General features: G+C 44.0%; 13 protein-coding genes. 8 read left to right on the top strand and 5 right to left on the bottom strand.

Annotated elements, in window-relative coordinates; translation table 11 throughout:
- Positions 1-10 precede the first annotated feature (10 nt).
- Both IEV61_RS12575 and IEV61_RS12570 read right to left on the bottom strand, forming a co-directional pair.
- Positions 11-823: a serine O-acetyltransferase gene (locus IEV61_RS12575; protein ID WP_188417176.1), complete on the bottom strand. Its 813-nt coding sequence runs from the start codon at positions 821-823 to the stop codon at positions 11-13.
- A gap of 168 nt (positions 824-991) precedes the next feature.
- Positions 992-2,806: a hypothetical protein gene (locus IEV61_RS12570; RefSeq protein ID WP_188417173.1), complete on the bottom strand. Its 1,815-nt coding sequence runs from the start codon at positions 2,804-2,806 to the stop codon at positions 992-994.
- A 276-nt stretch (positions 2,807-3,082) separates the two neighbouring features.
- Between IEV61_RS12570 and IEV61_RS12565 the strand changes: the two genes are divergently transcribed.
- A complete protein-coding gene (locus IEV61_RS12565) occupies positions 3,083-4,564 on the top strand; it encodes a TonB-dependent receptor (protein WP_188417171.1) in 1,482 nt (493 codons plus the stop codon).
- 70 nt (positions 4,565-4,634) lie between these two features.
- Here IEV61_RS12565 and IEV61_RS12560 read toward each other — a convergent pair whose 3' ends face one another.
- The 3 genes from IEV61_RS12560 to IEV61_RS12550 form a co-directional block, all read right to left on the bottom strand.
- On the bottom strand, positions 4,635-5,531 hold the full coding sequence (locus IEV61_RS12560) for a nucleotidyltransferase family protein (protein ID WP_188417169.1): 897 nt from the start codon (positions 5,529-5,531) through the stop codon (positions 4,635-4,637).
- A 76-nt stretch (positions 5,532-5,607) separates the two neighbouring features.
- On the bottom strand, positions 5,608-6,726 hold the full coding sequence (locus IEV61_RS12555; RefSeq protein WP_188417167.1) for a M42 family metallopeptidase: 1,119 nt from the start codon (positions 6,724-6,726) through the stop codon (positions 5,608-5,610).
- Positions 6,727-6,977: 251 nt separating this feature from the next.
- On the bottom strand, positions 6,978-7,394 hold the full coding sequence (locus tag IEV61_RS12550) for a GNAT family N-acetyltransferase (protein WP_229747127.1): 417 nt from the start codon (positions 7,392-7,394) through the stop codon (positions 6,978-6,980).
- Between the two features lie 133 nt (positions 7,395-7,527).
- On the opposite strand from IEV61_RS12550, the gene IEV61_RS12545 reads away from it, so the two are divergent.
- The 7 genes from IEV61_RS12545 (at position 7,528) to IEV61_RS12515 (ending at position 14,672) form a co-directional block, all read left to right on the top strand.
- Positions 7,528-7,833 (top strand): hypothetical protein, encoded by a 306-nt coding sequence (locus IEV61_RS12545; RefSeq protein WP_188417164.1) that lies wholly within the window; start codon positions 7,528-7,530, stop codon positions 7,831-7,833.
- Positions 7,834-8,234: 401 nt separating this feature from the next.
- Positions 8,235-9,239: an ATP-binding cassette domain-containing protein gene (locus IEV61_RS12540; RefSeq protein ID WP_188417162.1), complete on the top strand. Its 1,005-nt coding sequence runs from the start codon at positions 8,235-8,237 to the stop codon at positions 9,237-9,239.
- The gene (locus IEV61_RS12535) at positions 9,232-10,608 is read left to right on the top strand and encodes an HlyD family secretion protein (protein ID WP_188417160.1); all 1,377 of its coding nucleotides are present in this window, start codon (positions 9,232-9,234) and stop codon (positions 10,606-10,608) included. Before IEV61_RS12540 ends, IEV61_RS12535 begins: the two co-directional genes overlap by 8 nt.
- Positions 10,609-10,628: 20 nt before the next feature.
- The gene (locus IEV61_RS12530; protein ID WP_188417158.1) at positions 10,629-12,083 is read left to right on the top strand and encodes a TolC family protein; all 1,455 of its coding nucleotides are present in this window, start codon (positions 10,629-10,631) and stop codon (positions 12,081-12,083) included.
- A gap of 64 nt (positions 12,084-12,147) precedes the next feature.
- Positions 12,148-12,828, top strand: a complete 681-nt coding sequence (gene can / locus IEV61_RS12525) for a carbonate dehydratase (protein WP_188417156.1) — start codon at positions 12,148-12,150, stop codon at positions 12,826-12,828.
- A gap of 149 nt (positions 12,829-12,977) precedes the next feature.
- A complete protein-coding gene (locus tag IEV61_RS12520; RefSeq protein WP_188417154.1) occupies positions 12,978-14,303 on the top strand; it encodes a DEAD/DEAH box helicase in 1,326 nt (441 codons plus the stop codon).
- 39 nt (positions 14,304-14,342) lie between these two features.
- Entirely contained in the window at positions 14,343-14,672 is a 330-nt protein-coding gene (locus IEV61_RS12515; protein WP_229747126.1) for an FtsB family cell division protein, read from the top strand.
- Positions 14,673-14,754 lie beyond the last annotated feature (82 nt).

The following is a 14,754-nucleotide window of genomic DNA, read 5'->3' as shown; positions in this document are numbered from 1 at the left end:
CTGTAAATTTTTAGATGTTTTGTGTAATATTTTGTACCGTGATGGTAGGGGTGTGGTAAACGGTTGAATGCGGTGCCACACTTTGGGTAAGCCACACGTTACCGCCAATTACGCTATGATGGCCAATTACGGTATCGCCCCCCAAAATGGTAGCGCCCGAATAAATAACCACGCCATCTTCTACCGTTGGATGACGTTTGCTGCCTGCCAGGTTTTTGTGCACGCTTAAAGCCCCTAAAGTTACGCCCTGGTATAGTTTTACATAACGGCCTATGGTGGTGGTTTCGCCCACAACAATGCCCGTGCCGTGGTCTATATGAAAATATTCGCCTATAGTTGCTGCCGGGTGAATATCTATACCGGTTTTAGAATGGGCATGCTCCGTTAAAATGCGCGGTACCAACGGCAAATCAAACGTATTTAGCAGGTGTGCAATGCGGTAAAAGCAAATGGCGTAAAAGCCAGGGTAAGTACGGATAACCTCAAACTCGCTGCGAGCAGCCGGGTCGCCATCATAAATGGCCTGTATGTCGGTATTTAAAGTTTCGTAAAGTGCGGGTAGCGCGTCAAAAAATTGGGCGGCCAAATGCTGACTGTAACTGTAAGGATAATCGCTGCTGGTGCCAATAATTTGCAGTAGTTCTTCCTGCAGTTTTAAGGCATGCTGCTTTATTTCTTTAAGGGTATGAAACAGGTTGCGCGAATGCTGCGGGTATAATAAGTTAATCACACTCAATGCCCAGTCGGCAATTACCGTGTTAGAGGGGATAGCCTTAGTGCTATCGGGTTTGTTTAAAAGATGATTGTAAAATTCATCATTCATGAGCTAAGGGATATTTTGAACCACAATGAGCAGCGTAAAACAGCCCAAGGTGTTAATGACGACAAGTACTATGTATTTAATGGGGTAAAGATATAACTTTCTTTAGGTAACAACAGCAGGTATGATACGTTGGTTTTAAAACCCGTATTCATTATTTACAGTAAACTGTCAATCGTTCTTCTTTTTCTTTTCGGCTTGCTCTTCCAGCTTTTTTTGATGTTCCTTTTCTTCTTTCTCTTTTTTCTTTCGCGCCTTTTTTAGTTCCTTTTCCTGCTTCTTTTTTTCTTTATCAGTCAACGGTTTTTTAGCATCCTTGGGCTCGGCTTTACCCAGGGCACATTTTTTAATACCGCTTAGTAGTGTGTTCCACACGGTTTGAAAAAACGGGTAGTTAGCCGGACGTACAAACACAACATTGGCGACGCGCGGCGCAGTACCGGCTTTATCGGGGTTGTTACTTTTGATGACCAAGCCGTTGGCAAATAAAGAAAGCAATGTTTTTTTCTGATAAGATTGATTGGCGCCGGGTTTAAGCATACTCACTTTAAGGTCATTATATAAAAAAGTAACCTTACCCGTTGATGTTTTCTGCGTGCTGTGAATGTCAAAGTCGAGACCTTTTACTTTGCCCGAATCTACCCTGACCATACCCAGCGGCATTACCGCCGGATTAGCCGCCTGCATATCCATTGGCCCAAGGTGGCCCTGGTAGCTATAGTTATAGGTGGCATCGTTCAAATTAAAGTGGAAAGTCAGGCTTAGTTTGCCTGTTTGCATGAAATAGGTGCTAAGCTTAGCCGTGCAAATGTTGTTTTTTTTAAGCCGGTCTTTTTTATTGGTAATGTTATAAAAACGGCCCGTGGTATTAGTGAACCAAATGGCACCGGTTTTAGCTATCTTTTTGTTGTACTCCTTGTAAGTAACCTTGATGTTTTTAACTTGTACCGTATCTGCATTGATGCCGGTTTTCACCTGCCTAATGAGCCAATGCGGAAACGTAACCAGCCTGTCGGCAGTTAAAATGGGGGGATTGGGGTTGCTGTAAACCTCGAAGCTACCTTTACTTGCAATTACCTTTTTTGCATCAATGTCTTGCTGCTTACCAAAGGTTTGAAAATCGAAACCATGTAGTTCTAAACTGTCCAGATGCAGCATAAAGCGGTCGTCTTTACTTTGGGCAAAAAAGGTTTTTGAAGCGAGCGGCTGCAGATCGATACCTGTAACGGTTAGCTTAGCGGTTTGGGTAGATAATTTAACCGATTTTACGGCGTACTTGTATAAGCCGGTTTTGCTTGTGCCGCTAAAGTTATTTAGCTGGGTGGTAATGTCTTTACAATACAAGGTCCGTGAGGTATCGGTTTGCGTAGCCGAATCTATAAGCAGGTCGGTTGCTTTCAGGCCCATGTTCCTTAGTGTGTAAACGGCGGGCTTTTTACCTGTATAGTCTTTATAAGTAAGCCGAACGTTATTCAGAGCAATAATGCCTACATTGATATACTTGAGGCTTTTTGATAGCTTTTGGTAAAGTGTGCGCTCATCTTTTTTAGTGGTGTCGGGCTTTTGGGCATACTTGCTTACTTGCACCTCGGGATTGTTGAGGGTAATCAGGCCTATTTGTAATTCTTTCTTAAAATATAATTTGAAGGGGTGCGCATCGGAGATCAGCAAACGCTTAACCCGCAATTTGAACACATAGCCCGGATTTTTCCCCTGCTGTTTCATCTGTTCGTAAACCTGGCTGTCGGGCGTCAGGGTAATATCGAAAAGTTCGGCTTTGCCGCTGATGAGATGCAGTTCGGCTTTGCTAAAGTTTATATGATACAAACTGTCGCTACCTTTTAAGACCGCGCTCTTTAACTTTTTAGAAAGAATGGGCGTAACAATAGAATTGATCAGCAAAAAGCCTAACACCAGCAGCACGGCAACTATACCCGATATAACGAGGAGTACCTTTTGCCATTGTTTTTTGCGTGTTTGAGCCATTTAACCGGTATATGCCATGAGCAACCTGTTTGGCTACTTACTTTGTAACAAATAAACGGCTGCTTTGTTAAACCCTTGAAGCGTAAAACGGTCCGTGTTATATACAATAGTGTAACTTTTACACGCACAGGTGGTGGTTAATGTTTAACTTAGCGGCTCCTGATAATTGTAATTAATACCCATTCATGGTCTTAAATTGTCGCAGTGATAATTTAGCCTGTGAAACAATTTTAGGCTTCATTTTTGGGTTAGTTTTTATACGAAGAATAATATTTCATGAATAATATTCACAACAAAGATATAGGTACAAAGCAAAAAGCGCTTGCTATAAATCTTGATCCAAAAATTTATGGTTCGTTTGCCGAAATTGGCGCCGGGCAGGACGTTGCAGCTCACTTTTTTAAAGCAGGGGCAGCGGCAGGCACGGTTGCCAAAACCATGTCGGCTTACGATATGACTTTTTCTGATGCCATTTACGGCTCACAGCAGGTTAAACGTTACGTGAGCGAACAGCGCCTGATCTCTATGCTCGATCATGAGTACGGGCTTATATTAGAGCGGCTGTCCCAGCAACGCGGAGATAAAACCACTTTTTTTGCTTTCTCGGGTACTTTCTCGGCCCTTAACTATCATAAGACCAATGAAGGTCACGGATGGATGGGCGTTCGTTTTCAACTGGAGCCCAACGGCGTATCGCACGATGTGGTAGTGCACGTAAAACTGCTCGATAACGAGAACTATCAGCAGCAGGAGGCTGTGGGTATTTTAGGGGTTAACCTTATGTATGCCTGTTTTTATTATAACCATGTGCCGCCGGTATTCCTGCTTTCCTTGATGGATAACTTGTCGCGCGACAGGATCCAGATAGATATGATCCGCTTTGAAGGGCCGGGTTTTGATAAGGTGGATAACCGCCTCATGAGCCTGCACCTCGTTAAATATGGTTTCTCAGATGCTGCTTTATTCGGGCCAGATGGTAAGAACATCCAGCCGTCAGAAATTTTATACAAAAAGCATATCGTGGTAGTGCGCGGTCGGTTCCGCCCGTTGATCAATGTGCATTTGGATATGCTTAACCGGGGTGTTGAGCAGTTTTTACAGGAACCCGACGTTGATAAAACCAAGGTTGAGGTAGTTACCGAACTTACCCTTCAAGCCTTAAAAGAAAGGAATGCCGACCTGACCGCTGAGATTGATGAAAAGGACTTTCTCGATAGGGTAGACATCTTGTGCTCGCTTGGGCAAACGGTGCTCATTTCAAATTTTCATGAGTACTATAAGCTGGTGGCCTACCTGTCTAAGATCACTAAGTTGAAAATGGGCGTAGTAGTGGGTTACCCTAACTTAGAATACATATTTACCGAAGAGCATTACACCGACCTACCGGGTGGTATCCTCGAATCGTTTGCCACTTTGTTTAGCCGTAAGGTGAAGCTTTTTATTTACCCAACCTATCACAACGGTGAAATATTAACAGGGCTAAAGTTTACCCCGCCCAAACACTTAATAGACCTGTTTGAGTATCTTATCGTAAATGACAAGGTAGCCGATATTAAAGATTACAGCGAGAAAAACCTGCATGTACAAACCGATAGAGTAATGCAATTAATTAAGGAAGGTGCACCGGGATGGGAGGAATTCGTACCTGATGAAGTGGCCACCATGATCAAAGAACGCTGCCTGTTTGGGTTTGCCTGCGAAAGTAAATTTGAGGGAACTGCTTCGCAAGACAATGCAACTAACAATGTTCAGCTTTAAACGATAAACATAAGCATAAAAAAAACCGCTCCATTTGAAGCGGTTTTTTTATGCTTATGCGGTTAGGCAACTATGACCACAAGTTGGCAGGATAAGTACCATTCTCTACCAGTTCAGAAATGCTGGCTTGTACAATGGGCTTATCTTCTTTATAAGTAACACCAAACCATTTATTACCGGTCGGGATCACTTTGAACTTGGCAGTACCCGATTTGATCAGCTCATCGGCCACTAAAGGAATAAAGAATTCGGCTTTAGGGTTGGTCTCATTAGCATCAACAAAACGTTTGAACATATCTTCGCTTTGTTTAAATACTGCCGGCGTAAAGCCCCAGAAATTCATAGATACGCGGGTATCGTTAGGTAACTGGTGTTCGCCGGTACCATCTTTATAAAATACATCGCCGTCTTTAAAGTAAACTTCGGTACGCTCGTTAATTTCAACCATGTTACCGTCTTCTACCTTACATACACCGCGCGATACCGAACCATAGTCAGAAAGCGTACGGTCTACCTGGTAACCCATTAATGAGTAATTATCATCGGCTACTTCGGTGGTTAAAAACTCGGCCATTTTTTCAAATGCTTCGTAACCGTAAAAGTCATCAGCGTTAATTACGCAAAAAGGCTCATTAATTTGGTTACGTGCAGCTAATACTGCGTGGGCAGTACCCCATGGTTTAGCACGCTCAATAGTTTTGTCGATACCAAACTGGGTAAGGTCATAGCTTTGAAACACATAATCAGTTTCAATACGGCCGGCCAGCTTAGGCTCAAAAATAGCTTTAAAAGAATCTAAAAATTCTTCGCGGATGATGAAGCTTACCTTACCGAAACCAGCTTTAATGGCATCGTAAATTGAGTAATCAATAATGGTTTCGCCATTTGGGCCAAAGCCATCAACCTGTTTCATGCTGCCATAGCGGCTGGCCATACCTGCGGCCAATATTAATAATGTAGGTTTCATAGTGGTGTAAATATAATTAAATATGCCTTTTAAGGCTTAAAATACGTATTATAAATGTGTTAATTTTATTGTTTATTTATTTGATATAGCGAAAATCCTGTCCGGCTTCAATATTCAACAAAGTTTCATAAATAAGCCTGATCACGTTATCCACATCTTCCTTATGGATAAGTTCTACCGTAGTATGCATATAACGCAGTGGCAACGATATCAGGGCCGAAGGCACGCCATCGTTTGAGTAAGCAAAGGCATCGGTATCGGTACCTGTTGAGCGCGATGAGGCCTGGCGCTGAAAAGGTATGGCTGCCTTCTGGGCCGATTCTATCAGCAACTTATTTAAATTGTTTTGCACGGCAGGCGCATAAGAAATAACAGGTCCGCGCCCACAAGCCAGGTCGCCTTGTGTAATCTTGTTAATCATCGGCGTTTGCGTATCGTGGGTAACATCGGTCACGATGGCCACGTGCGGTTTTATTTTGTGGGCTATCATTTCAGCACCGCGCAAGCCAATTTCTTCCTGTACGGCGTTCACAATGTATAAGCCAAAAGGCAGGGTAACGTTGTTCTCCTTTAACATACGTGCTACCTCGGCAATCATGAAACCTCCGGCACGGTTATCTAAGGCACGGCCCATGTAGTAGCGGTTGTTCAGTACCGAAAACTCATCTTCATAAGTAATTACGCAGCCAACATGTATGCCCATGGCTTCCACCTCTTCTTTAGATATACAGCCGCAATCCAGGAAAATGTTTTTCAGGGTAGGGGCTTCTTCTTTTTCGCCGCCCTGGCGGGTATGGATGGCCGGCCAGCCAAATACTGCCTTTACAATGCCGTTATCGGTATGAATGTTTACTTTTTTAGAGGGGGCAATCTGGTGGTCAGACCCGCCGTTGCGGATCACATAAATTAAACCATCGCTGGTAATATAATTTACGAACCATGAAATCTCATCGGCATGAGCCTCAATTACTACCTTGTACTCGGCCTCCGGGTTAATAATACCCACAGCGGTACCGTAGTTGTCTACATAGTGCGTGTCGATGTATGGCTTTAAATATTCAAGCCAAAGTTCCTGGCCTTTCCACTCAAAACCGGTAGGCGAGGGGTTGTTAATGTATTTTTCGAAGAATGAAAGCGATGTTTCGTTAACCACAGAAATGTGTTGTGGCTTATTTTCGTTATTATTTTCGGTCATTTTTTATTTCTAAACTTATAAAGTACTGGTAGCAAATATATAAAAAGCAATGCCCCTCCCAAATGCTACCCTTAAGGGAATGCACTATGAACTTATAATTAATGTCTTCACGCTCCTAAAGATTTCAGAAGGCTTAAACTTATTAATGTGTTAATATAAAGTTCATATCAACTATGTTGTTTTGTGCTGAGTAAATTTTTAGTAGTTAATAGTTTAGCAGAGCCGGTTTGTGTGGGAACTTACCGGCTCTTTTACGTTAGCAGTAATTCGAAAATCTCATAATCGAAGCCCTGTTTAGAAAAAGTTTGACCGGTGGTTACAAAGCCGGCTTTCTGGTAAAACTTTACAGCGGTAGACCGCGCATTGCACCATATACGCTGGCCGCCCTGCACTTTGGCAAAGCCAATGATGTATTGCAGCAACGCTTTCCCCACGCCTTTCCCTTGCATATTTGGCAATACCGCAAACTTCCTGAACTGAAAACTGTTACCGGTTTGAAATAATGAAACCACACTCACCAACCGCTCGTTATAAAATGCACCGAAGTGAAGCCCATGGCTGTCTTCATCCATTTTCATAGCATAAAGTGGTTCGGATGGGTACAAAACCTCCTGGCGCAATCGCCAGGTTAGCTCGGGTCTTATTTGTTCTATATGCAGGTTATCCAATATTAATTTTGCGTTAGAATTTGTTAAACCTTTGTAATTTATGGCAAAATGCGAATTTTATCTACTAAAAAAGTTTTATCATTGCAGCTAAATGAAAATCAGGGCAAATAAAATATTTGTATGTATACTGTTCATGATGATCTTTATCTCGAAGATGATCATCTCGGTAGCGCCTGTGTTTTTAGCCATGAATAATAAAACTGTTAACGCTGCAATTATGCAGTTGGAGCAGGAAACCAAGAACGAAAAAGACGATCCTGATAAGGATGCCGGTAAGGATAAAAAGTTTTTCGACGAGGATATTCAATGGACATACCACCCCGTGCAGGTACCTGTATTTGTGCAAAAAGCTAAAATACGTTGCATCAATCACGAGCTTTACCAGCCCGTTCACTACTTTTCGGTGCCTACCCCGCCTCCGGATAGCCGTATAGTTTAAAGCCACCGTATTTTCTTTAAAAAGATAGGCAGCTTTTGCTGTCGCCATTAAAGTGGGAGCTTAATGCCTTTATATGCATTAACGCGAACTATCGGATGCCTTTAAACTCTTCTTACCTGTTGTACTAAAACGCATGGTAATCAACTTTTGTGAGTTGATGCTACATCTACGCTTACAAACGAAGCATTTATTTGATTGCCGCGTATATCGTATAACTGCCCCATGGCTTAAACAATTGTTGGCCACCTAAACAGCTTTTGCCGCAGGAAGGCCAACATTAAAATTTAGGATGATATGAATTACCAGGCCGGCCATATGGTTAGTCATGGTGAAAAAGCTCCGCCTGTTTACGCAGGCCAGGCTTCACCATATCCGCAGCGCAGATCCACGAAATATTAGAAATGAAAAATCACCACCAGAAAGAAACGTTTACCCCCTGGCAAAGACTTGTTCGTATTTTGCATTACGAGCGTTCAACCATCAATTATATATTTATTTATGCAGGGCTTATCGGGCTTATAGGCCTCACACTGCCCCTTGGTACCACTGCCGTATTCAACCTGCTCTCAAACGGTGCCTTATACAGTTCTACCTATGTACTTATTGCGGTAATATTACTGGGCATTGTTATAGGCGGGTTACTGCTTATAGGCCAACTCTCTTTAGTAGAAGTTGTGGAGCAAAAGATATTTGCCAAAACTGCTTTAGAATTTGCTTTCAGGCTGCCACGCATTAAAAGGCAAGCCTTAGAAGGGGAGCACCCCCCCGAACTGGTTAACCGCTTTTTTGATATCCTTACCATTCAAAAAGGATTAACCAAACTACTGGTTGATATTGTAGCGGCGGCGGTACAAATATTCTTCAGTGCCATCTTACTATCGTTCTATCACCCGTTCTTTATCGCCTTTGGTATACTGGTTATCCTTTCTATCATCCTTATTTTATGGTTGTATTTTAAGCCGGGGGTTGATACCAGCATCGAAGAATCTGAATACAAATACGAGGTGGTAGCTTACTTAGAGCAAGTAGCTGCCGATTTGGAGCCTTACCGCCAAAGTGGCGAAAAGCGGGAAGAGATCATTCAAAAAACCGACGAACTTACTGCCAAATACCTCGATGCACGTAACGGTCACTTCTCTATACTTAAACGCTTTTTTGCCAGTGGGGTAGCCATACGCACCCTGCTTATGGGCGGCCTCTTATTGTTAGGGTCTTATTTTGTGGTGTTGCGTCAAATGTCTTTCGGTCAGTTTGTGGCTGCCGAGGTAATTATTGTGCAGATCAGTTACGCTATCGAAAAACTGATGACCAACATGAACACCGTATTTGATATGGCCACCGGTGCCGAAAAACTGGCTGTAGTAACCGATTTAGAATTAGATGATCAGGAGCACAAACATGAATAAGAAGGAACCTAAATTTTTAGAGCAGCTCGAAAATTGGGAGCAGCTCTCTGTAGAATCTGCTAAAAAGATATTACCTGCCAAAGGAGCACGCTTACTGGGCCGCATGCTGTTAGGCGTACTCATTGTATTTATTATTATACTGTTACTGCCATGGCGACAAACCATACCGGGCCGTGGCACGGTTACCGCCTTAAGGCCGCAAGACCGCCCGCAAAACGTGCAAAATCAAATTGGCGGGCGTATTGAGCATTGGGCCGTGCGCGAAGGGCAGGAAGTGAAAAAGGGTGATACCATACTGGTACTGTCAGAAACCAGCCAGTCTTACTTTGACCCCGAATTGCCCACGCGGTTGAACGAGCAGCTTAATGCCAAGCGCGGTAGCGAAACCGCCGCTGCGCAAAAAATAGTAGCCACCAATGCACAAATACAGGCGCTTGCCAATGGTTTACGCTTTCAGCTGAATGCGGCAAAAAATAAGGTGCAGCAGGCAAAAAACTACGTGGATATTGATAGCGCCGACCTGGTTGCCGTCAAAAACTTTTATGAAACCAGCAAAGCACGGTTAGCCCGTTACGAAGCCGGTTACCGTAACGGCTTATTTTCCCTAACCGATATTGAAACCCGCAGGCTTAAGTTGCAGGAAGACCGGGCCAAGGTAGTAGGGCAGCAAAATAAATTGAATAACTCGGTGCAGGGATTAATTAACGCCCGTATCGAGCTTGATAATATTCAGGCTAAATACCAGGAAACTTTAGCTAAGGCACAATCAGACCTTGGTTCGGCCGTTTCCGGGCGTGCAAGCGTACAGGGCGAAATTGCCAAACTGCGCAACGATATTGCCAACGTATCATTCAGGCGGGGTCTTTATGTAGTGCGAGCTCCGCAAAGCGGCTTCGTGGTAAAAACGCTCAAGGCCGGTATAGGCGAAACCATTAAAGAAGGTGAGGCCGTAGCCACCCTGCAACCCAAAGAACCACTGGTAGCCGCCGAAATTTACATAAGCGCCATGGATGTACCGCTGGTTTTAGATACCAGCACCGTAAGGCTGCAGTTTGAGGGTTGGCCTTCCATCCAGTTTTCGGGCTGGCCATCGGTAGCGGTGGGTACGTTTGCAGGCCGTGTGTTTGCCATTGATAAGGTAAGCAGTTCGGGCGGCAAGTACCGTTTGCTGGTTAAGCAGGAAACGCCAACGCCTAAAAAAGATGAGCCATGGCCTACGCAGCTGCGCCAGGGGTCGGGCGTTTACGGCCGCATTATTCTGCGCAGTGTGCCCGTATGGTACGAAATATGGCGTCAGTTAAACGGTTTTCCGCCAAGTTTGGAGAAAGAGCCTGATACCGATAAAGACAAGGAAAAAGATAAGAAATAGTACAAGAACAGAATTTATATATGAAGAAACAGAAATTTCGCTATCATATAGGTGCCCTGTTCTGGTTACTATATGTTTGCTTAAATACAGCAAATGCACAGAACAAGCCTATCGCCGATACGGCTAAGGTTTTTGCGCTTGAAGATTTGCAGATGATGGTGTTCAAATATCATCCCATTATAAAGCAGGCCGCTTTGCTAACCGATGCTGCCCGCGCCAATGTGCTACAATCATTAGGGTATTTTGATCCTAACTTGAAAGCTAACTTTGGGCGTAAGCTATTTGGCGGCTCCGAATATTATAACCACTGGACCAGCGAACTCAAAGTGCCCCTGTGGCTGGCTGGTGCCGATCTTAAGGTTGGTTACGACCGTAATGTAGGCTATTATACCAACCCCGAAACCCATACCAGCCTATCGGGCTTAACGGGTGTGGGCTTGAGTATACCGCTTGGTCAGGGTTTAATTATTGATGCCAGGCGCAGCACGTTGCGGCAGTCGAAAATTATGGTGCAGTATGCCGAGGCCGAAATGGTGAAGCAAATTAACAGCACATGGTATGCCATTGCCAAAGATTACTGGAGCTGGTATTATGCCTATCGCCAACTGGTTTTAACCCGCGAAGGTGTTGAGCTTGCACAGCGCCGTTTTAAGGCGGTAAGTACGCAAACCATTATTGGTGATAAGGCGTCTATCGATTCGGTTGAGGCTTATGTTACGGTACAGGAACGCCTGATACAATTCGAAAAAAATAAGGTGGAGTTGCAAAATGCGCGTCTCATTCTCTCTAACCATTTATGGAACGATCAGGGCAACCCTCTTGAGCTGCCGGAAGATGCCATTCCGCAAAGGTTAAATGGTAATGTGGAGCATGTGGGCAAATTAGCGTTGGATACATTGGTGAGCCGGGCCGCACAACAGCACCCCGAACTGGTAAAACTGCGTACCAAGGGCAGCCAGCTTGATGTTGAAAGGGCATATCGCCAGGAAATGCTCAAACCTAAGATCAACATCAGCGGCTCGTTGCTGTCCAGCCGTAGATCATTGGTGAGCAACGTGCCCGATAATTACGATTTCAACTGGAACAATCATAAAATAGGGCTGGAGTTTGCGTTCCCGCTCTTTTTACGTGCCGAACGTGGAAAGCTCCGCGAAGTGAGGATCAAGCGGCAGGAAATTGATTTCGATCTGCAGCAATCGGGCCGCGAAGTCAGTAACAACATCCGCACCTCCTATAACGACTTACAGGCTTACGAGTCGCAGCTAACCGTACAGTTGCAGAGCGTTAAAAATCAAAACTTGCTGTTACAGGGCGAGAACCAGAAATTTGAATTGGGCGAAAGTACGCTGTTCCTGATCAACAGCCGGGAAACCAAGTTAATTGATATGCGTATAAAGCTCGAAAGCATGATTTCGGGCTACCAGAAAACACTGGCAGAGCTATATTATAAAGCCGGAACAATCCAGGCTTTTTAGTGTTTAGTTCTTGCTGCTGAATAAATATTCTATATTTAATTTTTAGTAACCAAAACAGTCACTTATGGACAATAAGCCAAGTAATTTAGAACTTCACGATACCAGCCACATTAGCTACGAAAGCCTGTTGGAGGGTAACCAGAAATTTGTTGAAGAAGCACTTCAGGAAGATCCTCAGTTTTTTACAAAGCTGGCTAACGGCCAAACGCCTCCCGTATTATGGATTGGCTGTGCCGATAGCCGTGTACCTGCCGATAGAATTACCCGCACCAACCCCGGCGAAATATTTGTACACCGTAACATTGCCAACGTAGTTGTGCATACCGATCTTAACCTGCTATCGGTACTCGATTATGCAGTAAACGTGCTTAAAGTAAAACACGTAATTGTTGTTGGCCACTATGGCTGTGGTGGGGTGCAGGCTGCCATGGGTAACAAACAGTTTGGCTTAATTGACAACTGGTTGCGCGCCATTAAAGATGTTTACCAAAAACATGCGCCCGAGTTGGATGCCATAACCGACGAAAAAACAAAATTTGACCGCATGGTTGAGTTCAACGTGATAGAAGGTGTTAACAATCTATGCAAAACCACCATCGTGCAAGGTGCCTGGGCACGTAGCCAGGAACTGCACGTGCATGGTTGGGTATATGCACTTGATACCGGGCTTATTACCGATTTAAAGGTAAACGCAAGCGACAGCACGGGGATGGATTCCATCTATCAGTTCGAGAAAAAGAATTAGCAAAAAAGCAGGCCTAAAACGCCTGCTTTTTTTGTATCTAAATAAAACGTATCTTTGTGCTACCAATCCGCATAATTAATCGCGGGTTGCTAAACTCATCATAATACTGTGCAGTCCGTACAGCTTTACATATACGTTAGTTACATTACATGTTATTTCAAGATTTAAATTTAATTGAGCCTATCCTTAAAGCGCTAAAAACCGAGGGATATACTCAACCCACCCCTATACAGGAACAATCAATCCCTATCATATTAGATCGTAAAGATCTGTTAGGATGCGCGCAAACCGGTACTGGTAAAACTGCGGCATTTTCTATCCCCTTATTACAGATCCTTTACAATGAGCGTGCTCAGCATAAAGAGCAAAAAACTATTAAGGCACTTATTTTAACCCCAACCCGCGAACTGGCCATCCAGATCGATGAAAGTTTGGCAGCTTACGGCCGTCATACCGGTTTAAAGCATCTGGTAATTTTCGGTGGTGTATCGCAAAACCCTCAAACTGAAGCACTGCGCCGTGGTGTTGATATTTTGGTAGCTACCCCCGGTCGTTTGCTCGATTTGATGAACCAAAAATATGTTCACCTTGACCAGGTTAAGTTTTTGGTATTAGACGAGGCCGACCGTATGCTGGATATGGGCTTTGTGCACGATGTTAAAAAAGTAATTGCCAAAGTACCGCAAAAACGTCAAACGCTGTTCTTTTCGGCTACCATGCCTAAAGAAATCCAGCAACTGGCCGATACCATTTTGAACAAGCCCGAAAAGGTAGAAGTTACCCCGGTATCATCAACCGCCGAAACTATACAGCAGGAAATGTATTTTGTGGATAAAGGCGAAAAGAGAAATCTGCTGACCCACATTCTGAAAGATAAAAACATTAAAACTGCCCTGGTATTTACCCGTACCAAGCATGGTGCCGATAAGGTGGTTAAAGACCTCATCCGCGAAGGCATCACTGCCGAAGCTATACACGGTAATAAATCGCAAAATGCACGTCAGCGTGCTTTAAGCAACTTTAAGAACCGTACTACCCGTATATTGGTAGCTACCGATATTGCCGCCCGTGGTATTGATGTGGATGATTTGACTCACGTAATTAACTACGAGTTACCTAACGTGCCCGAAACCTACGTACACCGTATTGGCCGTACAGGCCGCGCTGGTGCCAGCGGCATTGCGTTTTCGTTTTGCGACCATGAGGAAAGAGAGTTTTTGAAGGATATTCAGAAATTGATCGCTGTTTCCATTCCGGTAAACGATGCGCATCCTTACCCCATGAAGCAGATGAACAGCGTTGACCGTATTAAGGAAGAAATGAAAAACCAAGGTAGCGGTGGTAGTCGTAATGGCCGTTCGAGTGATGGCAGTCGCAATAGCGGCGGCGGCAACAGGCGCAGCTTTGGCGGTGGTAGTGGTGGCGGCGGTAACCGCAGGTCATCAGGCTCGGGCAAACCGGCCCCAAAAAGTTAATTTGAGACTTTGTCAAATTCAATAATTCCGCATACATTTATGATGAATTTCAAATCAGTTCCGAATATGAAACGCGCCGTAGACTTGCTTAAGAATAAGTTTTTCCTGGTAACCGTAGTATTTATTGTCTGGATGTTGTTTTTCGACAAAAATGATCTGTACAGCCAGTATGAGCAGCGCCAGCAATTGAACAAGCTGGAGCAGGAACGCGACTTTTACACCAAAGAAACTGCCCAGGTAAGCAAAGAACTTGACGAATTGACTTCCAATCCGGCCAAACTCGAAAAATTTGCCCGTGAAAGATACCTCATGAAAAAAGCAAACGAGGATGTGTTCGTGATTGTTAAAGAAAAGAAAAAAGAAGAATAAAATACAGAAAGCCGGTTCACATGAATCGGCTTTCTGTATTTTTAAGCTTCTATACGTCATTGCGAGGTACGAAGCAATCCCT

Origin of the sequence: Mucilaginibacter galii, assembly GCF_014635825.1 — a bacterium.
In the GTDB taxonomy this organism is placed as follows: domain Bacteria; phylum Bacteroidota; class Bacteroidia; order Sphingobacteriales; family Sphingobacteriaceae; genus Mucilaginibacter; species Mucilaginibacter galii.
This window is presented reverse-complemented; position numbering and strand designations above follow the sequence as displayed.